This is a genomic window from Enterobacter cloacae complex sp. P16RS2 (assembly GCF_014982155.1).
In the GTDB taxonomy this organism is placed as follows: domain Bacteria; phylum Pseudomonadota; class Gammaproteobacteria; order Enterobacterales; family Enterobacteriaceae; genus Enterobacter; species Enterobacter cloacae_M.
Genome location: NZ_JADCKW010000015.1, coordinates 79,597 through 105,234 on the forward strand (window position 1 = coordinate 79,597; position 25,638 = coordinate 105,234).

Annotated in this window: 26 protein-coding genes; 5 read left to right on the forward strand and 21 right to left on the reverse strand. The window is 57.4% G+C overall.

Annotation, left to right across the window (positions count from 1 at the left end; genetic code table 11):
- The 3 genes from gntR to INF68_RS11575 form a co-directional block, all read right to left on the reverse strand.
- On the reverse strand, nt 1-996 hold the full coding sequence (gntR, locus tag INF68_RS11565) for a gluconate operon transcriptional repressor GntR (RefSeq protein WP_021242747.1): 996 nt from the start codon (nt 994-996) through the stop codon (nt 1-3).
- A 101-nt stretch (nt 997-1,097) separates the two neighbouring features.
- The gene (locus INF68_RS11570) at nt 1,098-1,793 is read right to left on the reverse strand and encodes a pirin family protein (protein WP_003861565.1); all 696 of its coding nucleotides are present in this window, start codon (nt 1,791-1,793) and stop codon (nt 1,098-1,100) included.
- Between the two features lie 123 nt (nt 1,794-1,916).
- The gene (locus INF68_RS11575) at nt 1,917-2,954 is read right to left on the reverse strand and encodes an oxidoreductase (RefSeq protein WP_126787126.1); all 1,038 of its coding nucleotides are present in this window, start codon (nt 2,952-2,954) and stop codon (nt 1,917-1,919) included.
- Between the two features lie 256 nt (nt 2,955-3,210).
- Here INF68_RS11575 and yhhY point away from each other — a divergent pair, with 256 nt between their 5' ends.
- Nucleotides 3,211-3,699, forward strand: coding sequence for an N-acetyltransferase (gene yhhY, locus INF68_RS11580; protein WP_032664702.1), 489 nt, complete (start codon nt 3,211-3,213; stop codon nt 3,697-3,699).
- Between the two features lie 88 nt (nt 3,700-3,787).
- Here the strand turns inward: yhhY and ggt are convergent, their stop codons facing one another.
- Nucleotides 3,788-5,533 carry a gamma-glutamyltransferase gene (ggt, locus tag INF68_RS11585; protein WP_185874203.1) on the reverse strand — a complete coding sequence of 582 codons (1,746 nt, stop codon included), beginning with the start codon at nt 5,531-5,533 and terminating at the stop codon, nt 3,788-3,790.
- A 123-nt stretch (nt 5,534-5,656) separates the two neighbouring features.
- Here ggt and INF68_RS11590 point away from each other — a divergent pair, with 123 nt between their 5' ends.
- Nucleotides 5,657-6,034, forward strand: a complete 378-nt coding sequence (locus INF68_RS11590) for a DUF2756 family protein (RefSeq protein ID WP_126787127.1) — start codon at nt 5,657-5,659, stop codon at nt 6,032-6,034.
- On the opposite strand, the gene ugpQ is transcribed toward INF68_RS11590, so the two are convergent.
- The 10 genes from ugpQ to livK form a co-directional block, all read right to left on the reverse strand.
- On the reverse strand, nt 6,018-6,764 hold the full coding sequence (ugpQ, locus tag INF68_RS11595) for a glycerophosphodiester phosphodiesterase (protein ID WP_126787128.1): 747 nt from the start codon (nt 6,762-6,764) through the stop codon (nt 6,018-6,020). The genes INF68_RS11590 and ugpQ overlap by 17 nt on opposite strands.
- A complete protein-coding gene (locus INF68_RS11600) occupies nt 6,761-7,831 on the reverse strand; it encodes a sn-glycerol-3-phosphate import ATP-binding protein UgpC (RefSeq protein WP_063440725.1) in 1,071 nt (356 codons plus the stop codon). Before INF68_RS11600 ends, ugpQ begins: the two co-directional genes overlap by 4 nt.
- A 1-nt stretch (nt 7,832) precedes the next feature.
- Complete coding sequence (gene ugpE / locus INF68_RS11605; RefSeq protein ID WP_109846244.1) at nt 7,833-8,678, reverse strand: sn-glycerol-3-phosphate ABC transporter permease UgpE; 846 nt, start codon at nt 8,676-8,678, stop codon at nt 7,833-7,835.
- Nucleotides 8,675-9,562, reverse strand: a complete 888-nt coding sequence (gene ugpA / locus INF68_RS11610; RefSeq protein WP_023310026.1) for a sn-glycerol-3-phosphate ABC transporter permease UgpA — start codon at nt 9,560-9,562, stop codon at nt 8,675-8,677. Before ugpA ends, ugpE begins: the two co-directional genes overlap by 4 nt.
- Before the next feature lie 120 nt (nt 9,563-9,682).
- Nucleotides 9,683-10,999 (reverse strand): sn-glycerol-3-phosphate ABC transporter substrate-binding protein UgpB, encoded by a 1,317-nt coding sequence (gene ugpB / locus INF68_RS11615; protein ID WP_126787129.1) that lies wholly within the window; start codon nt 10,997-10,999, stop codon nt 9,683-9,685.
- 439 nt (nt 11,000-11,438) lie between these two features.
- Nucleotides 11,439-12,152 (reverse strand): high-affinity branched-chain amino acid ABC transporter ATP-binding protein LivF, encoded by a 714-nt coding sequence (livF, locus tag INF68_RS11620; RefSeq protein ID WP_126787130.1) that lies wholly within the window; start codon nt 12,150-12,152, stop codon nt 11,439-11,441.
- 1 nt (nt 12,153) lies between these two features.
- Nucleotides 12,154-12,921: a high-affinity branched-chain amino acid ABC transporter ATP-binding protein LivG gene (gene livG, locus INF68_RS11625; protein WP_023310024.1), complete on the reverse strand. Its 768-nt coding sequence runs from the start codon at nt 12,919-12,921 to the stop codon at nt 12,154-12,156.
- Entirely contained in the window at nt 12,918-14,195 is a 1,278-nt protein-coding gene (gene livM, locus INF68_RS11630) for a branched chain amino acid ABC transporter permease LivM (RefSeq protein ID WP_126787131.1), read from the reverse strand. Before livM ends, livG begins: the two co-directional genes overlap by 4 nt.
- Nucleotides 14,192-15,118 (reverse strand): high-affinity branched-chain amino acid ABC transporter permease LivH, encoded by a 927-nt coding sequence (gene livH / locus INF68_RS11635; RefSeq protein WP_008500099.1) that lies wholly within the window; start codon nt 15,116-15,118, stop codon nt 14,192-14,194. Before livH ends, livM begins: the two co-directional genes overlap by 4 nt.
- Nucleotides 15,119-15,164: 46 nt before the next feature.
- Nucleotides 15,165-16,274, reverse strand: a complete 1,110-nt coding sequence (gene livK, locus INF68_RS11640) for a high-affinity branched-chain amino acid ABC transporter substrate-binding protein LivK (protein ID WP_039264148.1) — start codon at nt 16,272-16,274, stop codon at nt 15,165-15,167.
- A gap of 424 nt (nt 16,275-16,698) precedes the next feature.
- Here livK and panM point away from each other — a divergent pair, with 424 nt between their 5' ends.
- Entirely contained in the window at nt 16,699-17,088 is a 390-nt protein-coding gene (panM, locus tag INF68_RS11645) for an aspartate 1-decarboxylase autocleavage activator PanM (RefSeq protein WP_121426223.1), read from the forward strand.
- 109 nt (nt 17,089-17,197) lie between these two features.
- On the opposite strand, the gene livJ is transcribed toward panM, so the two are convergent.
- The 6 genes from livJ to ftsY form a co-directional block, all read right to left on the reverse strand.
- Nucleotides 17,198-18,298 carry a branched chain amino acid ABC transporter substrate-binding protein LivJ gene (gene livJ / locus INF68_RS11650; protein WP_146198314.1) on the reverse strand — a complete coding sequence of 367 codons (1,101 nt, stop codon included), beginning with the start codon at nt 18,296-18,298 and terminating at the stop codon, nt 17,198-17,200.
- 197 nt (nt 18,299-18,495) lie between these two features.
- Nucleotides 18,496-19,761, reverse strand: coding sequence for a 4-aminobutyrate--2-oxoglutarate transaminase (locus INF68_RS11655; protein ID WP_193525320.1), 1,266 nt, complete (start codon nt 19,759-19,761; stop codon nt 18,496-18,498).
- Between the two features lie 136 nt (nt 19,762-19,897).
- Entirely contained in the window at nt 19,898-20,755 is an 858-nt protein-coding gene (gene rpoH, locus INF68_RS11660) for an RNA polymerase sigma factor RpoH (RefSeq protein ID WP_023310018.1), read from the reverse strand.
- A gap of 251 nt (nt 20,756-21,006) precedes the next feature.
- Nucleotides 21,007-22,062 (reverse strand): permease-like cell division protein FtsX, encoded by a 1,056-nt coding sequence (ftsX, locus tag INF68_RS11665; RefSeq protein ID WP_126787133.1) that lies wholly within the window; start codon nt 22,060-22,062, stop codon nt 21,007-21,009.
- The gene (ftsE, locus tag INF68_RS11670) at nt 22,049-22,720 is read right to left on the reverse strand and encodes a cell division ATP-binding protein FtsE (RefSeq protein WP_023310016.1); all 672 of its coding nucleotides are present in this window, start codon (nt 22,718-22,720) and stop codon (nt 22,049-22,051) included. The genes ftsX and ftsE overlap by 14 nt, the downstream gene beginning before the upstream one ends.
- 2 nt (nt 22,721-22,722) lie before the next feature.
- On the reverse strand, nt 22,723-24,183 hold the full coding sequence (gene ftsY / locus INF68_RS11675; protein ID WP_045355222.1) for a signal recognition particle-docking protein FtsY: 1,461 nt from the start codon (nt 24,181-24,183) through the stop codon (nt 22,723-22,725).
- Nucleotides 24,184-24,310: 127 nt separating this feature from the next.
- On the opposite strand from ftsY, the gene rsmD reads away from it, so the two are divergent.
- Entirely contained in the window at nt 24,311-24,913 is a 603-nt protein-coding gene (gene rsmD, locus INF68_RS11680; RefSeq protein WP_109846250.1) for a 16S rRNA (guanine(966)-N(2))-methyltransferase, read from the forward strand.
- Nucleotides 24,897-25,178 (forward strand): DUF1145 family protein, encoded by a 282-nt coding sequence (locus INF68_RS11685; protein ID WP_010436509.1) that lies wholly within the window; start codon nt 24,897-24,899, stop codon nt 25,176-25,178. Before rsmD ends, INF68_RS11685 begins: the two co-directional genes overlap by 17 nt.
- 95 nt (nt 25,179-25,273) lie before the next feature.
- Here the strand turns inward: INF68_RS11685 and INF68_RS11690 are convergent, their stop codons facing one another.
- Nucleotides 25,274-25,633 carry a DUF2500 domain-containing protein gene (locus INF68_RS11690; RefSeq protein WP_109846251.1) on the reverse strand — a complete coding sequence of 120 codons (360 nt, stop codon included), beginning with the start codon at nt 25,631-25,633 and terminating at the stop codon, nt 25,274-25,276.
- Nucleotides 25,634-25,638 lie beyond the last annotated feature (5 nt).

The following is a 25,638-nucleotide window of genomic DNA, read 5'->3' on the forward strand; positions in this document are numbered from 1 at the left end:
TCAAATAGATCCACCCGGTGACAAGGTGAAACCTAAATCTAACATTTTTGGGGTAACCGTCTCGCCACGAATGCGCGCCAGCAGGCGTTCTGCGCCAATGCGGCCCATACGTTCACGCGGGGTCAGGACGCTTGCCAGACGCGGCTCCATCACCTGGCCGATGTCGTGGCCGTGGAAACCGGCAATTGCCATATCATCCGGGATCTTGAGCCCCAGACGCTGACACTCAAACGCCGCGCCGACCGCAAGGTCATCGTTGGTGCAGAAAATACCGTCCAGTTGCGGATACTCGCGTCGTGCCTGACGCATCAGCTCAATACCCGACGTATAGGAAGAGGACTGCTCCACCATTACGCTGTAGGGGGTTAAGTTCGCGTCGAGCATCGCCTGCTCGTATCCCTTCTGTTTGATGATAGTACGTTCATCAAGACGCGCACCCAGATAGGCGATATGACGATGACCGCGAGCGATGATGGCCGCCGTCATCTGGCGCGCCGCTTCGAAGTTATCGAACCCCACGGCGATATCGAGGCACGGCGACTGGCTGTCCATCAGCTCCACCACCGGGATACCGGCCACTTCGATCATTTTGAGCGTGCGGGCAGTGTGGGTACGTTCCGTTAAAATCAGGCCGTCGATGTTCCAGGAAAGCATCGATTCAAGACGTTCCTCTTCCAGCTCCGGCTTGTACCCGTAGTGTGCAAGCATGGTCTGATAGCCAAAAGCATCGGTTACGCTTTCAATGCCGCGCAAAACTTCGGCGAAAACCTGGTTGGTCAAGGAAGGAAGCAGGACGCCCACCGCACGGCTGGTCGCATTGGAGAGAATATCGGGCGCGCGGTTGGGGATATAACCCAGTTCATCAAGGGCAGCGGCAATCTTGCCACGTAACGCCACGGAAACCTGCTCCGGGTTACGTAAAAAACGGCTGACCGTCATTTTGGTCACACCGACGCGATCGGCGACATCCTGAAGTACGGGGCGTTTCTTTTTCATCGTCCTGAGAAATCTTGAAGTGAGAGATTTGCTCAGTTTATCACGGACAAAGCCCATCCTTCCCCTGTCAAAGGGAAGGATGGGCATTTATTTATGATTTATTACACCGGCGGCAGGTCAAACAGCAGAATTTCACTTTCGCTGTCGGCATGCACGGAGAGCGCCTGCTCATCCCAGACGGCCAGACCATCGGCGGTTGTCGCTTTGGTGCCGTTGATGGACACTTCACCTTTCACCACCTGGATCCAGACGCGGCGGTTGGCGGCAATCTGGTGCACAGACTGTTCGTCTTTCGCCAGCGCCCAGCGGTACAGCTCCATATCCTGATGCACCTTCAGGGAACCTTCACGCGCATCCGGGGACAGCACCAGCTGTTTGCCCTGTTTTGCGTCGAAGCGGCGCTGCTCGTAGCGCGGCGTGATGCCGGTCTCTTCTGGAATGATCCAGATTTGATACAGGTGCAGTTTTTCCGTTTTGCTCGGGTTGTACTCGGAATGACGCACCCCGGTACCCGCGCTCATAATCTGGAACTCGCCCGCCGGAACCTGCTCTTTGTTACCCATGCTGTCCTGGTGCTCAACCGCCCCTTCCAGCACATAGGTCAGGATTTCCATGTCTTTGTGCGGGTGGGTACCGAAGCCCTGGCCTGCATCAATCACGTCGTCGTTAATCACGCGCAGTGCGGAGAAACCCATGAAGTTTGGGTCGTAGTAGTCGGCAAACGAGAATGAATGCCATGAGTCCAGCCAGCCATGATTCGCGTGACCACGTTCGTTTGCTTTGCGTAAGTAGATCATTGTTTTCACCCTCAGTTCGTTTCGATGGAGTAAGTGTGGACGCAAACCGCCCTGGATCATAGAGGGTGAAAATTGACTCCTCTGTTCAAAAATTATGAATAAGGGAAGAGGAGCCGTTTTTGCTTATTTCGCGAGGGTTACCGTGGCAGGAGAAGCCTGCTCGAAGGCCCGCTCGAGGATTTCCAGGTTGGCCAGAACGTCAGATTCCTTGACGTAATTCGGCGCGCCGATTGTGAGAGTTTCATACAGCGCATCGTAGACGCGGCCATAGTCGCCAATTTCCGGTTTTAACTCTTCTCTCACCGTCACGCCCTCATCGTTCACGTACTCCAGCATGCCCACGGAATCATCCGCCGCAAAGCCCGGCTCACCCGGCATGATGTTGGCCTTCAGGCTGGTCTCCTGCTGGTCGATGCCGTACTTGATGAACGAGCCTCGGGTGCCGTGAACGATAAATTTCGGATAGTCGATTTTTACCAGATGACTGGTTTTGACGATGGCCTTCAGGTCGCCGTAGAACAGCTGCGCTTCAAAGGTGTCGTCCGGGTTGGCTTTATTACGCAGGCTGCGGATGTCGTATGCGACATGATCCGGTCGGCCAAAAAGGGAGATGATCTGGTCCATGGTATGCACGCCCAGACCATAGAACGAGCCGTCCTGCGGCAGGCCGGGTTGGGTTTCCGCTACCGGACGGTAGTAATCGAAGTGGCTTTCGATTTCCACAATGTCGCCCAGCTTGCCGCTTTCAATCGCCTTTTTCGCCGTCAGGAAGCAGCTGTCAAAGCGACGGTTCTGATACGGCGTAACGGTCAGGCCTTTACTTTTCGCCAGCGCGAACAGCTCTTTTGCTTCGGCGATGGTCGGGGTGAACGGTTTTTCCACCAGCACGTTTTTGCCCGCTTCCAGCGCGCGTTTCGCGTAGTCGAAGTGGCTGTCGGCGTGCGTGCAGACGACAACCAGTTTGACCTGCGGGTCGTTAAGCACGTCATCCAGATCGCTGGTGAAATGAATATGAGAATACTGCGGGGATTGCTCTTCCGGCTTCGCGCGGCGGCGGAAGACGTGCGCGACGTGCCAGCTGTCTTTACGGTTGAGAACATACGGCAGGTGGTAGCGGGTCGTACTTTTACCAAATCCAATAAATGCGCAATGTAGTGTCATGGCTCAGTCCTTTTGGAAGGTTACTGAGTCTAACCATAACAAAAAAAAAGCCAGCTAAAAGCTGGCTAAAGTAATACTGGAAGCAATGTGAGCAATGTCGTGCTTTCAGGTTCCCGTAGGGGTCTTCCTGAATGCAGAGCAATAATAATCATTCTCATTCGCACTTGTCCAATACTTTTTGCAAAAAATAGCGGTTGACTCAAATTTTAAAGTCATTGATGTTGGAAGGGACGTTTAACTGACTGAGGAACAAGGAATGAGTGAGATAGTGATACGCCATGCGGAACCGAAAGATTATGACGCCATTCGTCAGATCCACGCCCAGCCGGAGGTGTACCACAACACACTACAGGTTCCTCATCCGTCTGAGCAAATGTGGCAAGAACGACTCACCGACCAGCCCGGCATTAAGCAACTGGTCGCCTGTATAGACGGTCATGTCGCCGGGCATCTGTGCATCGCCGTCGCGCAACGCCCACGCCGCAGCCATGTGGCTGATTTTGGGATTTGTGTCGGTGCGCAGTGGCAAAACCGGGGCGTTGCCAGCGCGCTGATGCGCACCATGATTGATATGTGCGATAACTGGCTGCGCGTTGACCGCATTGAGCTGACGGTATTTGTCGATAACGAACCGGCGATTGCGGTGTACAAAAAACACGGGTTCGAAATTGAAGGCACCGGCAAACGCTATGCCCTGCGCAACGGCGAGTATGTGGATGCGTATTACATGGCGCGAATGAAGTAGTTTGTTGCCCTCACCCTAACCCTCTCCCACCGGGAGAGGGAATGAAAAACGTAGGCCGGGTAAGGTGAAGCCGCCACCCGGCAAACCATCAATACCCCGCCGACAAATCATCCACCGACCGCGGATCCGACGCGCCAAACAGCGCCCCATCCGGCCCGACCATAATGCTCTGGGTGCTGCCCATCGCCTCCTTCACCGCCACCTTCTGCCCGCGCTGTTCAAGCAGCTTGATGGTGTCCGGGCTAAAGCCCTTCTCCACGCGCAGCTCGTCCGGCAGCCACTGGTGATGGAAACGCGGAGCGTTGGTCGCTTCGGCGACGTTCATTCCAAAGTCGATGCTGTTCACCACCATCTGCAGCACGGTGGTGATAATACGGCTCCCGCCAGGGCTGCCGGTTACCAGCCAGGTTTTCCCGTCTTTCACGACAATGGTGGGCGACATAGACGATAGCGGACGCTTCTTCGGCCCGACGGCGTTTGCATCACCGCCCACCAGCCCGTAGACGTTCGGCACGCCCGGTTTGGCAGAGAAGTCATCCATCTCGTTGTTCAGCAGAATACCGCTGTTGCCCGCCACAATCCCGGTGCCGAAGGTGGTGTTGAGCGTGTACGTCACCGCCACCGCGTTACCGTCTTTATCCACCACCGAGAAGTGTGTGGTCTGGTTGCTTTCATACGGCGCCAGCTTGCCGGGGCGGATCTCGCTCGACGGTTTAGCCTTGTTGATGTCGATCTGATCGGCAATAGATTTGGCATACGCCTTGTTGGTCAGCGCCTGCCATGGCACCTTCACGAAGTCCGGATCGCCGAGATATTCCGAACGGTCCGCGTAAGCGCGTTTTTCCGCTTCCGCCATCACCTGCATGGCATCCGCGCTGCCGAAGCCGAACTTGTGCATATCGAAGTTTTCGAGAATATTGAGGATCTGCACGATGTGGATCCCGCCGGAAGACGGCGGCGGCATGGAGAAGACCTCGTATCCGCGATAGGTGCCGCTAATCGGCTCGCGCTCCACCGCCTTGTATTCTGCCAGATCCGCTTTGGTGATGAGCCCGCCGTTCTTCTGCATCTCTTCGGCAATCTGGTCGGCAATTGCCCCTTTGTAGAAGGCGTCCGGACCGTGCTCCGCAATCAGCTCCAGGCTTTTGGCGAGGTTCTTCTGCACCAGCTTATCGCCCTTCTTCAGTGGCTCACCGTCTTTCCAGAAAATGGCCTTGCTGTTTTCGTGATTCGGAATGACTTCGCTGCCGTAGGTCTTGAGGTCGTCCGCCAGCGCATCGTTTACCACAAAGCCGTCGCGCGCCAGCTTGATGGCAGGCTGAACCACCTTGTTCAGCGGCATCGTGCCGTATTTTTCCAGCGCCAGCGAGAAGCCCGCAACGGTGCCCGGCGTGCCGGTGGCGAGGTGCGAAGTCAGGGATTTTTTGCTGTCAGGGTTACCCTGATCGTCGAGGAACATATCGCGGGACGCCTGAGAAGGCGCCATTTCTCGGAAATCGATAGCGGTGGTTTTGCCGTCTTTGGTGCGCAGCATCATAAAACCGCCGCCGCCCAGGTTCCCCGCCTGCGGATGCGTTACCGCCAGCGCATAGCCGACGGCGACCGCTGCATCCACCGCGTTACCGCCCTGCCTGAGAATGTCGACGCCCACGCGGGTCGCCAGTGCATCCACGGATGCCACCATCCCGTGGGTTGCCCGCACGGGATGAAAAACATCTTCCTCCACGCCGTAAGAGACCGGAGGCGCCGCTGGCGGGTTGGCCGCCACGCTAAATGTACCGCCTGCCATCAGCGCGGCGATGGCGACCCAGCGCAAAAACGTTGGTTTCATCATTATTGTTCTCCAGGTGAAGGGATCCATATTCCCCGCTTAAGCCTGGTTCACAACTCCTAAAAAATCATCGTCATGGTGAAATCGGGGTAAACTTAAGAGAGACCTCAAAAGGAGGAAATGACAATGAAACGCTTGATGATTCTTGCGGCGCTGATCCCGTTTGCCGCGCTCGCACAGCCGCTTAACACCATGAACAACCCAAACCAGCAGGGTTATGTCATCCCGAGCCAGCAGCGTATGCAGACCGAGATGATGAGTCAGCAACAGCAGCAGAAAGGGATGCTTAATCAGCAGCTTAAAACGCAGACCCAGATGCAGCAGCAAAGCCTGCAAAATCAGATGAACGCCAACACCCAGCGCGTGCAGCAGGGGCAGGTGCGCGAGCAGCCGCTGCCGAATAAAAACGGCGGGATGCTAGGAGGAATGACGTCGTCAGGCAGCGGACAGCAGCACATGCTGCCGCCGCAGTCGAATGGCAGTATGCTTAATCCGCAGAACTAAAATCCGGGCCGATCAGGTCGATTGCATCGGTACAGATGCTGTCCACGCCCCAGCGCAGCAGTTCGGCTGCGCGCTGGGGTTTGTTAACCGTGTAGACCAGAATATGCAGGTCCGCGTCCTTCAGCATCTTCACCCGCGCCTCATCCAGCAGCCTGTGGTTGAGATGGATAGAAACGCACGCTAAGCGTGTCGTCAGCTCGCGCCAGTCCTCGCGCCACTCGTCAAGCAGAAGCCCGCGCGGCAGATCCGGCACGGCCGCCTGTGCCGCTTCCAGGGCGTCAATTTCAAACGAGGAGAGCAGCGGCGCGGTCATCCCTTCCCACAGTTCGCGTGCGGCCAGGGCAATCACTTTGCCGGTCAGCGGCCCGGTGCCGGTGGTCGGTTTGATTTCGATATTGGCCATCATGCCATGCTGGCGACAGCGATCGGCCACTTCCGCCAGCAGCGGCAGCGGTTCGCCTTTGAATTCGCCGCTGTACCAGCTTCCTGCGTCCACCTTCAGTAGATCGCGCCACGGCAGCTCGCCCGCCACGCCCCAGCCGTTGCTGGTGCGTTCGAGGTTATCGTCATGCAGCAGGAAAATTTCGCCGTCTTTCGACAGCTTGGCGTCGAACTCGATCATCGTGTGACCGTAGCGCGCGCCGACGTCAATTGCCGCCAGGGTGTTCTCCGGCGCCAGCTTACCGCCGCCCCGGTGGGCGACGACGTGGGGATAAGGCCAGTTGCTCATACTCGTTGTCCTGTTTCACCGTCAAACAGGTGCAGATGGTTTTCCGGCAGGTGCAGCCACAGCGTGCTGCCTGCTTTCGGACGCTCCTGATGCGCCAGGCGCACCACCATTTTTTGTTCGCCCCAGCGCCCGTGCGCCAGGTTATCTGCACCCAACATCTCCAGCGTGTCCATCACCAGCGGCACGCCGCCGTCCGCCTGAGAGGTTAAACCAATATGTTCCGGGCGGATACCGAGCGTCATCTTACGCCCGGCGTAGCCACGATAGTACCAGTTGATCGGCAATGCCATCCCGCTTTCCAGCTCAAAATGCGTGCCCGTGTTGCTGATACGCCCTTCCAGCAGGTTCATTGCCGGGCTGCCGATAAAGCTCGCCACAAAGCGGGTGGCCGGTTTCTCGTACACTTCCACCGGCGTGCCAATCTGCTCGGCGATGCCTTTGTTCATCACCATTACGCGCTGGGCGAGGGTCATGGCTTCGACCTGATCGTGGGTGACGTACAGAGAGGTGGTTTTCAGACGACGGTGCAGCTGCTGCAGCTCAAGACGCATCTGCACGCGCAGCTTGGCGTCGAGGTTAGACAGCGGCTCGTCGAAGAGGAATACCGCCGGATCGCGCACGATGGCGCGCCCCATTGCCACGCGCTGGCGCTGGCCGCCGGAGAGCTCGCGCGGGCGGCGCTTCAGCAGGCCGTCCAGCTCGAGAATACGCGCCGCCTCTTTCACCCGCTCGTCGATATGGCCTTTGCCCATCCCGCGGATTTTCAGCCCCCAGGCCATGTTCTCTTCCACGCTCATGTGCGGATAGAGAGCGTAGTTCTGGAACACCATCGCAATGCCTCTGTCTTTCGGCTCCATTTCGGTGACGCGCTGGCGGTCAATCCAGATATCCCCGGAGGTCACGCGCTCCAGCCCCGCCACCATGCGCAGCAGGGTGGATTTGCCACAGCCGGACGGGCCGACCATCACGATGAATTCTCCGTCCGCCACGTCGAGCGTCAGCGGCTGAATCACCTGAGTTTTGCCATCCCAGCTTTTGGTTACTGCCTGAAGTTTTAAACCTGCCATCTTATTTCTCGCTATCGACCAGGCCGCGGACAAACGCGCGCTGCATGGCTAAAACAATGACTACGGGTGGGATAAGGGTGAGCAGCATCGCCGCCATCACCTGGTTCCAGAGGGTGGTGCCTTCGCCAGTGGCGATCATGCCTTTGATGCCCGCCACGGCGGTGCCGAGGTTGACGTCCTGAATAATCAGCAGCGGCCACAGGTACTGGTTCCAGCCGTAGATAAAAGTGATCACAAACAGCGCCGCGAGGTTGGTTTTCGACAGCGGCAGCACGATGTCGCGGAAGAAGCGCATCGGCGACGCACCGTCGATACGCGCCGCTTCAATCAGCTCGTCCGGCAGAGTCATAAAGAACTGGCGGAACAGGAAGGTGGCGGTCGCCGAGGCCATCAGCGGCAGGGTTAAGCCCGCGTAGCTGTCGAGCATCTTCAGGTTGGCAATCACCTCCACCGTCGGGAAGATACGCACCTCCACCGGCAGCATCAGCGTGATGAAGATCATCCAGAAGAAGAGATTGCGCAGCGGAAAGCGAAACCAGACGATGGCGAAGGCCGAAAGTATCGACACCGTAATTTTGCCGACCGTAATGCCAAACGCCATGATGAAGCTGTTGAGCATCATCAGCCAGAACGGCGCGCTGTTGGCGCCCACGCCCTGGGTCCAGATGGTCTTCATGTTCTCGAAAAGATGTGTGCCTGGGATCAGCGTCATCGGCGTGTCGAACACCGCTTTGGTGTCCAGCGTGGCGGCGACAAACGCCACGTACAGCGGGAAGAGGATGACGATAATCCCTAAAATCAGCATGGTATGGCTGAAAATCGTCAGCCCGCGACGGTTCTCAATCATTGGTAGCGCACCTTACTTTCGACATAGCGGAACTGCACCACCGTGAGGATGATGACGAGGAACATCAGCACGACGGACTGCGCGGCAGAGGCAGAGAGATCCAGACCCGCAAAGCCTTCGCGGTAGATTTTGTAAATCAGCGTGGTGGTCGCCTGCACCGGGCCGCCTGCGGTCGCCGCGTCGATCACCGGGAAGGTGTCGAAGAAGGCGTATACGAGGTTAACCACCAGCAGGAAGAAACTCACCGGGGCGATCAGCGGCAGCGACAGCCTGAAGAAGCGACGAATGGGCCCTGCGCCGTCAATTGCCGCGGCTTCCACCAGCGAGCGCGGAATGGACTGCAGCGCGGCAAAGAAGAACAGGAAGTTGTAGCTAATCTGCTTCCACACCGAGGCAAACACCACCAGGAACATCGCCTGGCCGCTGTTCTGGGCATGGTTCCAGTCGTAGCCCAATTCGGCCAGGAAGTGGGTAATCAATCCGCGCCCCGGGTTAAACAGGAAGATCCACAGCACGGCGGCGACGGCGGGAGCCACGGCGTAAGGCAGCAGCATCAGGGTTTGATAAATACGGCTGCCGCGCACCACGTAGTCCACCAGCGCGGCGAAAAACAGCGAGGCAACCAGGCCGCTGACGGTCACCAGCGCGCTGAACTTCATCGTCGTCCAGAAGGAGTCCAGGTAGTAGCTGTCGTGGAACAGCGCGGTGAAGTTGTCCAGGCCAACAAACTGGCTGGAAAGCCCGAACGGGTCGACGCTTTGTACCGAGTACCACAGCGCTTCGCCCGCAGGCCAGATAAAGAAGATAACGGTGATGACCAGCTGCGGCGCAACCAGCAGATACGGCAGCCAGCGGGAACGGAACACCGGACGGGATGATGACATTGAGATTTGGTTCCTGGCGATTTCGGTTTTCTCCCTCTCCCTGTGGGAGAGGGTTGGGGTGAGGGCATCAGGCCGCATTAATCCGTAAGCCCGGAACGCTGCGCGTCACCGGGCATTTTTTTACGATTTGGTCGATTGCTCAAAGCGACGCAGCAGCTGATTCCCGCGCTCTACCGCAGAGTCCAGCGCCTGCTGTGGCGTTTTCTTACTGGTCCACACGCTTTCCAGCTCTTCATCCACGATGGTGCGGATCTGCGGCATGTTGCCCAGACGCAGGCCTTTGGTGAACGGCAACGGCGGCTTGTTCAGCATCTGACGCGTCGCAATGTCCGCGCCCGGGTTCTTGCTGTAGAAGCCCTGCTCGCGGGTCAGGTCGTATGCGGCTTTGGTGATCGGCAGGTAGCCGGTCTTCTGGTGCCATTCGGCGGCGTTTTCAGGCTTCGCCAGGAAGTCGAGGAACTCGGCCACCCCTTTGTAGGTGCCCTTGTCTTTACCCTGCATCACCCACAGGCTCGCTCCGCCGATGATGGCGTTCTGCGGCGCGCCCTTCACGTCAGCGTCATACGGCATCATGCCCACGCCGTAGTTGAATTTGGCGTAGTGACGGATATCCGCCAGCGAGCCGGACGAGGCGGTGGTAATGGCGCAGTCGCCGTTGTAGAACTTCTCGGTGGATTCGTCTTTACGCCCGAAGTAGCTGAAGTCGCCCTTCTTGTTCAGATCGGCCAGCAGCGCGATGTGCTTCACCTGCTCCGGCTTGTTGAACTCCAGTACCGCGTCGGTGCCGTCGAAGCCGTTGTTTTTGGTCGCAACCGGCAGGCCGTGCCAGGCGCTGAAGTTTTCAATCTGGATCCAGCCCTGCCAGCCGCTGGCGTAGCCGCACTTCATCCCCGCCGCCTTCAGCTTCGCGGTGTACTCCGCCAGGTCCTGCCAGGTTTTTGGCGGCTGCTCCGGGTCTAAACCGGCTTTTTTGAAGGCGTCTTTGTTGTAGTACAGCACCGGCGTGGAGCTGTTAAACGGCTGGGAAAGCAGGTGGCCGGTTTTGGAATCGGTGTAGTAACCCGCTACGGTCGGCACGAACTGCGACTCGTCGAAGTTGATGCCCGCTTCTTTGAATACTTCATAGACCGGCTTGATGGCTTTGGAGGCCATCATGGTGGCGGTACCCACTTCATAAACCTGCAACAGCGCCGGCGCGTTGCCCGTACGGAAGGCGGCGATGCCCGCGCTCAGGCTCTGCTCGTAGTTACCTTTGTACACCGGCACAATTTTGTAATCCGGATGGGTGTCGTTGAAACGCTGCGCCAGGGAGTCAACTTCTTTACCCAACTCCCCTTCCATGGAATGCCAGAACGGAATGGTGGTCACAGCCATTGCGTTCGTCGCAAAAGCCAGACCCAGTGCCAGACCCAAAGCTGTGTGTCGTAACGATGTCATTGTCATCTCTCTTATTGTGCCGGATGCGCGATATCACGCGTTTTATGCTCGCGAGGTAACATGACATGCTCGAATTACAGAAAAATAACTGTTTGTTTACAGATAAGTGACAGCCAGGCGTCAGGGGGATGATGGTTGTGTGAAGGGGGATGGGGGTTAGGTGCGGTCTGGTGCCCTCACCCCGACCCTCTCCCACGGGGAGAGGGAGCAAACACTAAAAAAGGCAACTTGCGTTGCCTTTTTGCTTTTATCTCGTGCGGTCTGGTGCCCTCACCCCGACCCTCTCCCACGGGGAGAGGGAGCAAACACTAAAAAAGGCAACTTGCGTTGCCTTTTTGCTTTTACCTCGTGCGGTCTGGTGCCCTCACCCCGGCCCTCTCCCACGGGGAGAGGGAGCAAACACTAAAAAAGGCAACTTGCGTTGCCTTTTTGCTTTTACCTATCCGCCCAGATACGCGCTCCGCACCGCCTCGTTCGCCAGCAGCGCGTCGCCGGTATCCTCCAGCACCACGCGACCGTTCTCCAGCACGTAGCCACGGTCGGCGAGCTTCAGCGCCTGGTTGGCGTTCTGCTCGACGAGGAAAATGGTCATCCCCTCTTTGCGCAGCTGCTCAATGGTGTCGAAAATCTGCTGAATGATGATCGGCGCCAGACCGAGCGACGGTTCGTCCAGCAGCAGCAGGCGCGGCTGGCTCATCAGCGCTCGGCCAATCGCCAGCATCTGCTGCTCACCGCCGGACATGGTGCCCGCACGCTGGATGCGGCGCTCCCACAGGCGCGGGAAGAGTTCATATACCCACTTGATGCGGATCTGGTATTCATCGCGGTGAGCGAAGAAACCGCCCATCGCCAGGTTCTCTTCCACCGTCATGCGGGAGAAGACGCGGCGCCCTTCCGGAACAATCGCCACCGCCTCGCGCATGATTCTGGCAGTCTGCCAGTCGGTAATGTCTTTACCATCGAACACAATCCGCCCGCTGGTGGCGCGCGGGTCGCCGCACAGGGTGCCGAGCAGCGTGGTTTTGCCCGCGCCGTTGGCGCCAATCAGGGTCACGATTTCACCCTGATTGATATGCAGGCTGACGTCGTGCAGCGCCTGGATCTTGCCGTAGTGCGCGTTGACCTTGTCGAACGTTAACATCGCTTTTTCCATCTTATGCCTCACCAAGGTATGCGCGGATCACGTCCGGGTTGTTGCGGATCTCTTCCGGCGTGCCGTTTGCCAGCGGCGTGCCCTGGTTTACCACGTAGATACGGTCCGAAATGCCCATCACCAGCTTCATGTCGTGCTCAATCAGCAGGATGGTGGTGTCGTGACTGTCGCGCAGCTCGGCAATCAGTTCGTCCAGCTCTTTGGTCTCTTTCGGATTGAGCCCTGCCGCCGGTTCGTCGAGCATCAGGATTTCCGGCTGCGTCACCATGCAGCGCACAATCTCCAGACGACGCTGGTCACCGTAGGCCAGGTTGCTCGCCTGACGGTTGGCGTGCTGCAGCAGGCCAATTCGGTCGAGCCAGGTGGCGGCGCGATCAAGCGCTTCATCCTGCGCGCGGCGGAAGGCCGGGGTTTTCAGCAGGCCGGAGAACAGCCCGGTTTTCAGCTGCTGATGCTGTGCCACCAGCAGGTTCTCAATCACCGTCATCTCGCGGAACAGACGCACGTGCTGGAAGGTACGCACCACGCCCATGCGGGCAATCTGCTGGCCCGGCAGCCCTTCCAGGTGCTGATCGCGCAGCATGATGGTGCCGCCCGTTGGCTTGTAGAAGCCGGTCAGGCAGTTAAAGACCGTGGTTTTCCCCGCGCCGTTCGGACCAATCAGCGAGACAATCTCTTTCTTGTGCAGATCCAGATTCACGTTGTTGACCGCCAGCAGGCCGCCAAAACGCATCATCAGGCCGTTAACGGATAATAATGGCTGACTCATGCCTGCTCTCCTTTCGCTTGCCCGTTCTTCAGCTTCAGCTGTGGACGGGTCATCGGCAGCAGACCCTGCGGACGCCAGATCATCATCAGCACCATCAAACCACCCAGCATCAGCATGCTGTATTCGTTAAAGTCGCGCATCAGCTCACGCGAGACCACCAGCAGGATGGCCGCGAGGATAACGGCAAACTGCGAGCCCATCCCGCCGAGCACCACAATTGCCAGCACAAAGGCGGATTCGGCGAAGGTGAACGATTCCGGGCTAACGAAGCCCTGACGCGCGGCAAACAGCGTTCCGGCGAAACCGGCAAACGCGGCGCTGATGGTGAACGCGGTCAGCTTGATGCGGGTCGGGTTCAGGCCCAGGGAGCGGCAGGCGATCTCATCTTCACGCAGCGCTTCCCACGCGCGGCCCAGCGGCATGCGCAGCAGGCGGTTAATCACGAACAGGGTGATCACCACCAGCAGCAGCGCCACCAGATAGAGCCAGATCACGCGGTCGGACGGGTCATACTTCACGCCGAAGAAGTTGCTGAAGGTATCCCAGCCGCCTTCGCGGGCGGTACGGCTGAACTCCAGGCCGAAGAAGGTCGGTTTCGGGATCTGGCTGATGCCGTTCGGGCCGCCGGTCACTTCGGTGTTGTTCAGCAGCAGGATACGGACGATTTCACCGAAGCCTAAGGTCACAATCGCCAGGTAGTCACCGCGCAGGCGCAGCACCGGGAAGCCAAGCAGGAAGCCAGCAGCGGCAGAGACCAGCCCCGCCAGCGGCAGGCAGGTCCAGAAGCCGAGACCGTAATAGTGGTTCAGCAGCGCGAAGGTATAAGCGCCGATGGCGTAGAAGCCGCCGTAGCCCAGCACCAGCAGGCCCGAGAGCCCCACGACCACGTTCAGACCGAGGCCGAGAATCACGTAGATCATGGTCAGAGTGGCGATATCCACGGTGCCGCGAGACACCACAAACGGCCACGCCACGGCGGCCACCAGCAGCGCCACGAGGAACAGCTTCTGCTTAACCGTAGAACCGTCGATTGCCGGCAGAACGAATTTCGGCCCGGAGACGTTTTTCAGCGTCTTCTGGAACAGCGGACGCAGCAGCTGGAACAGGAACACGACGGCAGTGCCGATAAACACCCACTGCCAGCGGATGTCGGGGGCGGCGTCCACCACCAGCTTCGTCCCGTCCAGACCTAACTGGACGCCCATAAAGACGCCCGCCAGCACGAAGAACATGGCGGCAGAGAGCAGCGCCATTGCAAAATGCATCGGTTTCATACTTTCTCTACCTCCGGACGGCCCAGAATACCGGTAGGCATCACCAGCAGAACCAGAATCAGCAGGGCAAACGACACCACGTCTTTATATTCCGTGCTCAGGTACGCCGAGGAGAGCGCTTCCGCCACGCCCAGGATCAGGCCACCAATCATCGCGCCCGGAATACTGCCGATACCGCCCAGAACCGCCGCGGTGAAGGCTTTCATCCCGGCCATGAAGCCGATGTACGGGTTGATCACGCCGTAGAACTGGCCGAGCAGCACGCCTGCGACCGCCGCCATCGCGGCGCCAATCACGAAGGTCAGGGCAATCACGCGGTCGGTGTTGATGCCGAGCAAGCTCGCCATCTTCAGGTCTTCCGCGCAGGCGCGGCAGGCGCGTCCCATACGCGAGTAGCGGATGAACAGCGTCAGGGCGAGCATCGCAATAAATGTCACCACCCAGATAACCAGCTGCATGGTGGTGATAGAGGCCGCGAAGTTTTCGCTGGCCCCCACGATCCACTGGCCGTTAAACAGGCTTGGCAGCGCCACGTCGCGCGAACCTTCGGTAAGGCTGACGTAGTTTTGCAGGAAGATCGACATCCCGATCGCGGAAATCAGCGCAATCAGACGCTTGGAGCTGCGCACCGGCCGGTAGGCCACGCGCTCAATGCTCCAGCCGTAGGCGCTGGCTATCACGATCGCGCCGACAAACCCGGCGGCGACCAGCAGCCAGCTACTGTCGATGCCCATCATCATCAGGGCGGCGATAATCATAAAGGAGACGTAGCTACCGATCATGTATACCTCGCCGTGGGCGAAGTTGATCATGCCGATAATGCCGTAAACCATCGTATAGCCGATGGCGATCAGCGCGTAGGTGCTTCCCAGCGTAACGCCGTTAAACATCTGCTGCAGGAAATAGAGAAACTGCTCGGACATATGCAAACCTTTTTATACCCGCCCGTCATGCCGGGCGGTGGGATAATTATTTGGCGGCCGAGGATGAACCATCGGCGTGCCACTTAAAGACACCAAACTCAAATCCCTTCAGATCGCCTTTCTCATCCCAGTTCAGCGGCCCAATCACGGTGTTCGCCCCGTGTGCTTTTAAATCTTTCACCAGATCCAGCGGTTCTTTGCTGCCGGAGCGATCCAGCGCGGTGGCCAGAGACTGTACGGCCGCGTAGGTGATCCAGACGTACGGACCACTCGGATCTTTCTTCTGCGCCTTGAGCGCATCCACGATAGCCTTGTTGGCCGGATCCTGGTCATAGCGTTTTGGCATCGTCACCAGCATGCCTTCGGCAGAATCCCCCGCGATGTTTGACAGGGAGGCATTGCCCACGCCCTCTGGCCCCATAAACTGGGTTTTCAGACCGGTGGCGCGCGCCTGACGCAGCATCTGCCCCATCTCCGGGTAATAGCCGCCGTAGTAAACGAAGTCGATATTCTCTTTTTGCAGACGGGCAATCAGCGCAGAGAAGTCTTTCTCACCGGCGGTAATGCCGTCGAAGAAGACGATGTTTGCGCCGCCTTTTTTCAGACCGTCCTGCACGGAGCGCGCCAGGCCTTCGCCGTACTGCTGTTTGTCATGAATAATGGCAATGCGCTGTGGCTTAACGGTCTCGAGGATGTATTTGGCAGCGGTGGGGCCCTGCGAGGAGTCCAGACCGGCGGTACGCATAATGTGCTGGTAGCCGCGCTGGGTCAGTTCCGGGTTCGTTGCGCCTGGGGTGATCATCAGTATGCCTTCGTCTTCGTAGATATCAGACGCAGGCTGCGTGGAGGATGAGCACAGGTGGCCGATCACATACTGGATACCGTCGTTGACGATTTTGTTGGCGACCGCGACGGCCTGTTTAGGATCGCAGGCGTCGTCATATTCCACGCCCACCAGCTTGTCGCCTTTGATGCCGCCCTTAGCGTTGATGTCTTTGATGGCCTGGCGCGCGCCGTTGAACTCCATGTCACCCCACTGGGCAACAGGGCCGGACATCGCCCCCACTACCGCAACCTTAATGTCGTCTGCCATAGCGGCATGCGAGATCGACAGTGCGACCATCCCCGCGATTAACGTCTTCGCGTTCCTTTTCATCTCTGAATCCCCATTCGTGATGTCGTGTTTATATTTTGTTTTATTATGGTTAAAAAGCATTCTGTACTTTTAATGAACAACGCTATTTTTACCAGTGCCTTTAATGGTTTAGCGCAGTTTTTTGTCAAAAACCAGACTAAAATCTCTATTTTTCAGGCGATTAAGCAAAGATAATATTCTGAAATCAGGCAGAGATAAACAAATAAAAGTGCAGTTTGCAGCATAAAATAACGGTACAAAGCGCCGAATAAATCACTACCGTTCAGGTTAAAATTCTGCTTATTTTTCGATCCATGTGTTTTCAAACTGCCCATCGCGTTGCCAAAAAACTAATCACCTGGTTAATGAGAATAAAAAGAGGAAGCCGCTGGGTGAATAAATTGAGTACACTGCCCCTACTCAATCTGATTTGGACAAGTGGCTAATGAAACTGACTATCGTGCGTCTGGTGACCTTTAGCGACCAGGATCATATCGACCTGGGCAAGATCTGGCCGGAATATTCCCCTTCGTCTCTACGCGTTGATGAGACCCACCGCATTTATGCCGCGCGTTTTAACGAACGCCTGCTGGCTGCGGTTCGCGTAACCCTGAGCGGTACAGAAGGGGCGCTGGACTCGCTGCGCGTGCGTGATGTCACCCGTCGTCGCGGTGTGGGACAGTATTTAATTGAAGAAGTGATCCGCGAAAACCCGAGCGTGACCTCATGGTGGATGGCTGACGTGGGCGTGGAAGACCGCGGCGTGATGGCGGCGTTTATGCAGGCGTTAGGGTTTACGGCGCAGGAGAGCGGGTGGGAGAAGCGCCAGGATTGATTTGTGCGGCCTGATGCGTGCGGTGCGGCCTGATGCCCTCACCCCGGCCCTCTCCCACGGGGAGAGGGAGAAAACATTAAAAAAGGCAACTTACGTTGCCTTTTTGCTTTTATTTGGCGTCTGTCGCCGTGCCGTTCGCATGCCAGTCAAACACGCCGAACTCGAAGCCCTTCAGGTCGCCCTTCGCGTCCCAGGACAGCGGCCCCATGACGGTGTCGACAGTGTTCGCTTTCAGCCAGGTGGCAATCTCAGCCGGATCGGCTGACTGGTTCAGGCCCGCCTGCAGGGACTGCAGCGCCGCGTAGGTGGTCCAGACGAACGCGCCGCTTGGATCCTGTTTCTTCGCCTTGATGGCATCTACGATAGGTTTGTTCGCAGGGACCTGGTCGTAGTTCTTCGGTTTGGTCACCAGCAGGCCTTCGGCTGATTCACCCGCAATGTTAGACAGGGAAACGTTCGCCACGCCTTCCGGGCCCATAAACTGGGTTTTCAGGCCCGCAGCGCGCGCCTGGCGCAGGATCTGGCCCATTTCCGGGTGGTAGCCACCGTAGTAAACGAAATCAATATTCTCTTTCTTCAGACGCGCCACCAGGGTAGAGAAGTCTTTCTCACCGGCGGTGATCCCGTCGAAGAACACCACGTCGGCATTCGCTTTCTTGAGGTTATCCTGCACTGAACGCGCCAGACCTTCACCGTACTGCTGCTTGTCATGAACGATGGCAATGCGCTTCGGCTTCACTTTTTCAACGATGTATTTCGCCGCGGTTGGGCCCTGGTCAGAGTCCAGGCCGGTGGTGCGCAGGGTCAGCTTGTAGCCGCGCGCGGTGAGCTCTGGTGCGGTCGCTGCCGGGGTGATCATCAGAATACCTTCGTCTTCGTAGATGTCAGACGCTGGCTGAGTAGAGGAAGAGCACAGGTGACCAATTACGTATTTGATCCCGTCGTTCACCACTTTGTTCGCGACCGCGACCGCTTGTTTCGGGTCACAGGCATCATCATATTTTACGATCTGCAGTTTTTCGCCTTTGATACCGCCCTTAGCATTAATGTCTGCAACCGCCTGCTCAGCGCCGGTAAATTCCTGGTCGCCGTACTGTGCTACCGGACCGGACATTGCGCCAACAACAGCCACCTTGATGTCTGCCTGTGCCATGGTGCTGAATGCCAACGCGATACATCCTGCCAGTAACGCTTTACCCTTCATGTTCATCCTGAGATTCCCCATTATTATGGTTATTACGATTGTTGTGATGTTGTTGTTCAGCGCTTTATGTCAGTTATAGGTGTGCTGTCCGCGCTTTTTCAGCATACTCTGCTAAAACATACCCGATTTTTATGATTTTGGAATAGCTAATTTGAAATGAATATATGATAAGCCCGGCAGGGATTTTCGCCGGGCATATGGCTTTAACGTGTCAGCGACGCGGAGATAATGTCCAGCGCTTTACGGAATTGCGCTTCAGGAATAGTCAGCGGATAGAGGAAACGAATGACGTTGCCGTAGACGCCGCAGCTCAGCAGCAGGAGCCCTTCCTGCAACGCGCGTTCCTGCACCTGGCGGGTAAACTCCGGCGAAGGCTGACCCGTTTGCGGGTCGTAAAACTCCACCGCCACCATCGAGCCCTGCGCGCGAATGTCAGCGATATACGGGCAACGTTCCTTCGCCTTATTCAGCACTTCCACCAGGTGGTGGCCAAGATGCGCCGAGCGCGTGCAGAGATCCTCTTCATCAATCACGTCGAGCACGGCATGCGCCGCCGCAATCGCCAGCGGGTTTCCGGCGTAGGTACCGCCCAGCCCGCCAGGCGCGGGTGCGTCCATCACCTCCGCACGGCCTGAAACCGCCGAAAGCGGCAACCCTCCTGCCAGGCTTTTCGCCATGGTGATCAGATCGGGCTTAACGCAGTGGTGTTCCATCGAGAACAGCTTGCCGGTACGGGCAAAGCCGCTTTGCACCTCGTCGGCAATCAGCAAAATACCGTGGGTGTCGCACAGGGCGCGCAGCGCCTGCATAAAATCAGCTGGCGCAATGTTGAAACCGCCCTCTCCCTGAACCGGTTCGAGAATAATGGCCGCGACCTGGTCGGGTGCGATATCCGCTTTAAAGATGCGTTCCAGGCTTTTCAACGCTTCCGCCGTGCTGACGCCGTGCAGTTCATTCGGATACTGCGCGTGATACACCGAACCGGGGAACGGGCCAAAGCCGATCTTGTACGGCGCAACTTTGCCGGTCAGCGCCATGGTCATAAAAGTGCGGCCGTGGAACGCGCCGCCAAAGGTGATAAGGCCAGGACGTTTGGTGTACGCCCGGGCAATTTTGACCGCGTTTTCGACCGCCTCTGCCCCCGTGGAGAAGAACGCGGTTTTGGCCGGACCGTCAACGGGCACGCGCTGGTTGATGCGCTCGGCAAGCGCCACATAGCCTTCGTACGGCACAATCTGGTACGCAGTATGGGTAAACGCGTGGAGCTGTTTTTCAATAGCGGAAATGACTTTTGGATGGCGATGGCCGGTATTCAGCACCGCGATCCCGGCGGCGAAGTCGATGTACTCGTTGCCTTCCACGTCCCACACCGTGGCGTTTTCAGCTTTATCAGCATAGAAGTTACACATTACGCCGATGCCGCGCGGCGTCGCCTGTAAACGCCGGTCGTTCAGTTCGTTATTTTTCACCCTGTCCCCCTGAGAAAGTCGCCTGCTTAGCGCATCAGTAAGTGTTTGCCAGGGGGAGGGAATTCGCCAGAGCGGGCGCTAAAAAAACAAAACCCCCAGACTTTCATCCAGGGGTTCTCGGTGTACTTCGCGAAAATTACGCTTCGATAGCGGCGCGAAGTTTTTTCATGGCGTTCTTTTCAAGCTGACGGACACGTTCCGCAGAAACGCCGTAGCGGTCGGCCAGCTCCTGCAGCGTGGACTTGTTGTCTTCGTCCAGCCAGCGGGCGCGGATAATATCCTGACTACGCTCGTCGAGGCCTTCCATCGCATGGGTCAGCTTGTTCGCGGCCTGATCTTCCCAGTTATCCTCTTCGATGCCGTCAGCAAAGTTCGAGGTTTTATCCTGCAGATACAGAACCGGTGCCATCGGCTGGCTGTCAGATGCGTCGTCGTCGGAGGACATATCAAAGGTCATGTCCTGCGCAGCCATACGGGATTCCATCTCACGCACGTCTTTGCTGGTTACGCCCAGCTCGCGCGCCACCATTTCCACTTCATCCTGGTTGAACCAGCCCAGACGCTGCTTGGCTTTACGCAGGTTGAAGAACAGTTTGCGTTGCGCTTTTGTCGTGGCGACTTTCACGATACGCCAGTTGCGCAGCACGTATTCATGAATTTCTGCTTTGATCCAGTGCACAGCGAAGGAGACGAGTCGCACACCCACTTCCGGGTTAAAGCGACGCACAGCCTTCATCAGGCCGATGTTACCTTCCTGAATCAAGTCCGCCTGCGGCAGGCCATAGCCCGCATAGTTACGAGCAATGTGAACAACAAAGCGCAGGTGAGACAGGATCAGCTTTTTCGCTGCTTCCAGATCGCCCTGGTAATGCAGCTTTTCAGCAAGCTCCTTTTCTTCCTCGGCCGTTAACATCGGCCAGGTGTTCGCAGCCCGGATATAAGATTCCAGGTTACCAACAGGGGCTAAAGCTAAAGTTTGCATTTCTTTGGTCATTCATTCCTCTCAATGTTTCTTCTGGTCCTGGTCGTCCCCGTCAGGCAACAACCATGCCAAAGCGTTTGAGCAACGAGATTAGCATTCACTCTTTTATCAGACAGTGATTTTATCCACAAGTTCCAGGTGCAACGGTGAATAAATTACGCACAAATTGTGACATGGAGATGATAACAGGGGAAGCGACAACAGGGACGCTTTCCCTGCAGAGCGAGCATCTCGGTGCAGGGAAAGATTATATCACGCTTTTATTAGTCGGGAGTAAAGTGACGTAAATGTTGAACGGTTGCCAGCCAGGCTGCCAGCCACCCAATCATCGAACAAACCAGCAGCAGCAACAGGCACTCATCGAAGCCTAAGCCACTGATATCAAACTTCGTTCCGAAAACCTGCGCCACTTCAGTGACGGCGGACGAAAGCCGCATAACCAAAATTTCTGACAATATCAGTGAAAGAAATGCACCGGAAAAACCGAGCAGTGCACCGCCGTAAAGGAACGGTCGGAGGATGAAACCATCCGTTGCACCAATCAGTTTCTGCACGTTAATGGTATCGCGACGGGCGAAAATGCTCAGGCGCACGCTGTTACCGATGACGAGGAAGACCGCCGCCACCATCAGCACGCCAATCATCGCCGCGACGCGTCCTACCAGCCCGGTCAGGGCAGAGAGACGCGCAAACCAGCTGTCGTCCATGCGCACTTCATCAATGCCCTTGATGCGCGTGATGCGATCGCGCAGGGTGTTAAGCGAATCGGTCCCCTGGAAATCCAGCTTCGGGATCACCACCGCCACGGCGGGCAGCGGGTTCTCTTCGAGCATATCCAGCGCGCCGCCAAAGCCAGACCAGTTACGGAACTCGCCCAGCGCGTCTTCGCGTGAGAGATAGTTGACCTTCTCCACGCCCTGCTCGGCCTGAATTTGCCCGACCACCTGCGCCGCGGCGTTATCGTCGAGCGCTTTATCCATATAGACCGTGATCTGCGGAGACGGATAATACTGTGAGGCCGCCTGGTTGACGTTTTTATAGACCATATAGCAGACGCTTGGCAGCGTCAGGGAGATGGCGATCACCATCACCGTCAGGAACGTCGCCAGCGGCTTGCTTTTCAGGTCCTGCAGCGCGCCGTGGAAGGCGTAGCGCACCTGCTCGTTAAACACGTTGGTTTTACGGGAGGCCGGTTTTGGCGCGGCCTTCTGGCGCTTCGGCGCATTACGATTGCCGTCACCACCGCCCTGCGGCTTACGGAAACGGTCAAACCGGTTCCCGAACTGCCGAATCTGGTTTATTGCATCACGCTTGTTCACCGTGGCCTCCGTGCAAATGCCCGTCGCTCAGGGTCAGCATGCGGTACGAACGACGGGAAATGAGCCCGATGTCGTGCGTCGCCATCAATACGGTGACTCCTACGCGGTTAAATTCCTCAAACAGACGCAAAATCCCTTCTGAAAGAGCATCGTCCAGGTTACCGGTCGGTTCATCCGCCAGCAGTACGGCAGGCTTGTTCACCACCGCGCGGGCGATGCCCACGCGCTGCTGTTCACCGCCGGAGAGCTGGATCGGGAAGTTCTTCGCTTTGTCCAGCAGCCCGACCTTATCCAGCGCCGCAGAAACGCGACGGCGGATATCGTCATAGCTGGCGCCGGCAATAATCAGCGGAATGGCCACGTTATCGAAAACGGTGCGATCCATCAGCAGGTGGTGATCCTGGAAAATCATGCCGATCTGACGACGCAGGAACGGCACTTCGCGGTTTTTCAGGCGGCTGATCTCATGACCGCCGAAAAAGATTTTCCCGGCGCTTGGCCGCTCGATCCCACAGATAAGCTTGAGCAGGGTACTTTTCCCCGCGCCGGAATGGCCGGTCAGGAATGCCATCTCGCCCGGCTGCAGGTGGAATGTCACCCCCTGCAGCGCTTGTCTCCCACCGAGATAGGCCTTGCTGACGTGTTCAAAGCGAATCATTGTTAGTCCTCTCGGGCAAATAATGCCTCAATAAAGTCGTCCGCCTTAAACGGACGTAAATCCTCAATACGCTCGCCCACACCGATGTAGCGGATAGGGATGCCGAACTGATCGGCCACGGAGAAGATCACCCCGCCTTTCGCGGTGCCGTCCAGCTTGGTCAGCGCGATCCCGGTCAGTCCTACCGCTTCAGTGAACAGCTTCGCCTGGCTGATGGCGTTCTGTCCGGTGCTGGCATCAATGGTCAGCATAATTTCATGCGGCGCGTCTTCGTCCAGCTTCTTCATGACGCGGACGATTTTCTTCAACTCTTCCATCAGGTGCGATTTGTTCTGCAAACGCCCTGCGGTATCGGCAATCAGCACGTCCACGTTGCGCGCCTTCGCCGCCTGGATGGCATCGAAGATCACGGACGCGGAATCCGCGCCGGTATGCTGGGCAATCACCGGAATGTTGTTGCGCTGGCCCCAGACCTGCAGCTGCTCAACCGCTGCCGCACGGAAGGTATCGCCCGCCGCCAGCATCACCGATTTGCCCTGCTGCTCGAACTGGCGCGCCAGCTTGCCGATGGTGGTGGTTTTACCCACGCCGTTCACGCCGACCATCAGAATAACAAATGGCGTTTTGCCTTCAATATTAAGCGGTTCGTCAACTTTTGCGAGAATTTCGCCCATCTCGTCTTTCAGCAGACCGTACAGCGCTTCGGCGTCGCGCAGCTGTTTGCGGCTCGCCCCTTCGGTCAGATTGGCGATGATCTTACGGGTGGTTTCCACGCCGACGTCAGCAATCAGCAGCTGTTCTTCCAGCTCTTCAAAGAGATCGTCGTCGATCTTCTTGCCGCGGAACAGACTGATAAATCCGGAACCTAAGTTTTCTTTGGTTTTGAGCAGGCTGCGCTTCAGGCGCGCGAAGAAACCTTCTTTGGTCGGTTTTTCCTGCTCCTGGACGCTCTCTTCTTCGGCCTGCTCTTCTACCGGCACGACGATGACCGCTTCTTCCGCGGCTTCTGCCGCCAGCGCCTGGGCTTCCAGCTCTTCGTCGGTCAGCTCTGGCTCGAGTGCGGCTTCTTCTTCCACCGCCTCTACAATTTCAACGGTTTCCGCTTCCGCCTGCCACTCTTCGGCAGACACCTCTTCGGCTTTCACCTCTTCCGGCAGCGGCAGCTCTTCATGCTCGATAACGGCCTGTGGCGCTTCGGTAATGTCCTCAACGATAATCGGTTCTGGCTTCTCGCTCTCCTGAACCTGTTCCGTGACCTCAACCACCTCTTGTGCAAAGGATTCAATCTCTTCTTTGCTGTGCGCCGTTTCTTCCGCTTCGACAACCGCGGCGGTTTCTACAGGCGTTTCAGGCTGTGACTGCTCTTCAACGGCTTGTTGCTCTTCGGTTTTCTGTTCTGTTTCTTGCTCTTTTTCACCGAAGCCCAGCCAGGAAAAGAAGCCACGTTTTTTTTGTTTTGCCATCTGCGACTACACTCCTCGCGGCGCTATATACATGGAAGCTAAAAAAATGATGAAATAGTCTAACACTTTACTTAATTGACATCACCGCCCGCAATCGCAGGCCAATTGTTAACAGAGCTTTCCTGAGATGAAGAAACCCAACCGCGCCCCGGCCGGTCAAATTCGTATTATCGGCGGTCAGTGGCGAGGCCGGAAATTACCGGTGCCGGATAGCCCCGGTTTACGCCCTACTACCGACCGCGTGCGCGAGACGCTGTTTAACTGGCTGGCCCCGTCAATGGTAGACGCCCACTGCCTGGACTGCTTCGCCGGAAGCGGCGCGCTGGGGCTTGAAGCGCTGTCGCGCTATGCCGCCAGCGCCACGCTGCTGGAGATGGAGCGCGGCGTTGCGCAGACGCTGCAGCAAAATCTGGCGACGCTAAAGGCGAGCAACGCCAAAGTTGTGAACACCAACACGCTGAGTTTTCTTGCGCAGAAAGGTACGCCGCATAACGTGGTGTTCGTCGATCCGCCGTTCCGTAAGGGGCTGCTGGAAGAGACGTTATCCCTGCTGGAGCAAAACTGCTGGCTGGCGGATGACGCGCTAATTTACGTTGAAAGCGAAGTGGAAAACGGTTTGCCGCCGGTTCCCGCCCACTGGGATCTGCACCGCGAAAAGGTCGCCGGCCAGGTCGCTTATCGTCTTTATCACCGTCAGGCACAAGGAGGCTCCGATGCCGGTACTGATTAACCTGGGACGTTTGCTGATGCTGGGCGTCTGGGCATTTTTGATTTTAAATCTGGTGCACCCGTTCCCGCGCCCGATGAACATTTTCGTTAACGTGGCGCTGATTTTCACGTCGTTCATGCACGCTCTGCAGATGGTGATGCTGAAAAACGGTCTGCCGAAAGACGGCCCGCAGATGACGGGCTGGCAGCAGCTGCGCGTGTTTATTTTCGGCGTGTTTGAACTGCTGGTGTGGATGAAGAAGTTTAAGGCGCAGGTGAAGAAGTAAGGCGCGGCCTGATGCCCTCACCCTAACCCTCTCCCACAGGGAGAGGGAACGATTACACCCTCTCCCTGTGGGAGAGGGCCGGGGTGAGGGGAAAATTACCGCTCCGGTTCAAACCCTTCAAACCGCGACCCTTTGTAGCTCAGCGTTCCTTTCTCCCCCACCGTCAGCTGATGGTACTGATGCGCCTCCAGGCGGAAGGTCATCTCCAGGCCGCCCGTTTCCGGCTTAAAGCTCGCTTCATAGCGCATTGCTGTGCCCGCAGGTGTCACCTGTTGCTGGCGCGAGCGGCGGTCGTTGAGAGGTTTCTCGCGTTTGTTGATCACCTCCACGCGCTTTTGCATCAGCGGCGCGGCATCGTTATCCGCCTTCTCGCGGCGCTGCTGCACGAAACGGAACGAGGCGGCAATGACGATAATCGCCACCACGATAATGAAAAAAAGCGGCATCTTGCTCATTCGAC

What these genes read in the sequence shown, in the direction of transcription:
- gntR (WP_021242747.1), bottom strand. Translation starts at nt 996, where the DNA reads ATGAAAAAGAAACGCCCCGTACTTCAGGATGTCGCCGATCGCGTCGGT.
- INF68_RS11570 (WP_003861565.1), bottom strand. Translation starts at nt 1,793, where the DNA reads ATGATCTACTTACGCAAAGCAAACGAACGTGGTCACGCGAATCATGGC.
- INF68_RS11575 (WP_126787126.1), bottom strand. Translation starts at nt 2,954, where the DNA reads ATGACACTACATTGCGCATTTATTGGATTTGGTAAAAGTACGACCCGC.
- yhhY (WP_032664702.1), top strand. Translation starts at nt 3,211, where the DNA reads ATGAGTGAGATAGTGATACGCCATGCGGAACCGAAAGATTATGACGCC.
- ggt (WP_185874203.1), bottom strand. Translation starts at nt 5,533, where the DNA reads ATGATGAAACCAACGTTTTTGCGCTGGGTCGCCATCGCCGCGCTGATG.
- INF68_RS11590 (WP_126787127.1), top strand. Translation starts at nt 5,657, where the DNA reads ATGAAACGCTTGATGATTCTTGCGGCGCTGATCCCGTTTGCCGCGCTC.
- ugpQ (WP_126787128.1), bottom strand. Translation starts at nt 6,764, where the DNA reads ATGAGCAACTGGCCTTATCCCCACGTCGTCGCCCACCGGGGCGGCGGT.
- INF68_RS11600 (WP_063440725.1), bottom strand. Translation starts at nt 7,831, where the DNA reads ATGGCAGGTTTAAAACTTCAGGCAGTAACCAAAAGCTGGGATGGCAAA.
- ugpE (WP_109846244.1), bottom strand. Translation starts at nt 8,678, where the DNA reads ATGATTGAGAACCGTCGCGGGCTGACGATTTTCAGCCATACCATGCTG.
- ugpA (WP_023310026.1), bottom strand. Translation starts at nt 9,562, where the DNA reads ATGTCATCATCCCGTCCGGTGTTCCGTTCCCGCTGGCTGCCGTATCTG.
- ugpB (WP_126787129.1), bottom strand. Translation starts at nt 10,999, where the DNA reads ATGACATCGTTACGACACACAGCTTTGGGTCTGGCACTGGGTCTGGCT.
- livF (WP_126787130.1), bottom strand. Translation starts at nt 12,152, where the DNA reads ATGGAAAAAGCGATGTTAACGTTCGACAAGGTCAACGCGCACTACGGC.
- livG (WP_023310024.1), bottom strand. Translation starts at nt 12,921, where the DNA reads ATGAGTCAGCCATTATTATCCGTTAACGGCCTGATGATGCGTTTTGGC.
- livM (WP_126787131.1), bottom strand. Translation starts at nt 14,195, where the DNA reads ATGAAACCGATGCATTTTGCAATGGCGCTGCTCTCTGCCGCCATGTTC.
- livH (WP_008500099.1), bottom strand. Translation starts at nt 15,118, where the DNA reads ATGTCCGAGCAGTTTCTCTATTTCCTGCAGCAGATGTTTAACGGCGTT.
- livK (WP_039264148.1), bottom strand. Translation starts at nt 16,274, where the DNA reads ATGAAAAGGAACGCGAAGACGTTAATCGCGGGGATGGTCGCACTGTCG.
- panM (WP_121426223.1), top strand. Translation starts at nt 16,699, where the DNA reads ATGAAACTGACTATCGTGCGTCTGGTGACCTTTAGCGACCAGGATCAT.
- livJ (WP_146198314.1), bottom strand. Translation starts at nt 18,298, where the DNA reads ATGAACATGAAGGGTAAAGCGTTACTGGCAGGATGTATCGCGTTGGCA.
- rpoH (WP_023310018.1), bottom strand. Translation starts at nt 20,755, where the DNA reads ATGACCAAAGAAATGCAAACTTTAGCTTTAGCCCCTGTTGGTAACCTG.
- ftsE (WP_023310016.1), bottom strand. Translation starts at nt 22,720, where the DNA reads ATGATTCGCTTTGAACACGTCAGCAAGGCCTATCTCGGTGGGAGACAA.
- ftsY (WP_045355222.1), bottom strand. Translation starts at nt 24,183, where the DNA reads ATGGCAAAACAAAAAAAACGTGGCTTCTTTTCCTGGCTGGGCTTCGGT.
- rsmD (WP_109846250.1), top strand. Translation starts at nt 24,311, where the DNA reads ATGAAGAAACCCAACCGCGCCCCGGCCGGTCAAATTCGTATTATCGGC.
- INF68_RS11685 (WP_010436509.1), top strand. Translation starts at nt 24,897, where the DNA reads ATGCCGGTACTGATTAACCTGGGACGTTTGCTGATGCTGGGCGTCTGG.
- INF68_RS11690 (WP_109846251.1), bottom strand. Translation starts at nt 25,633, where the DNA reads ATGAGCAAGATGCCGCTTTTTTTCATTATCGTGGTGGCGATTATCGTC.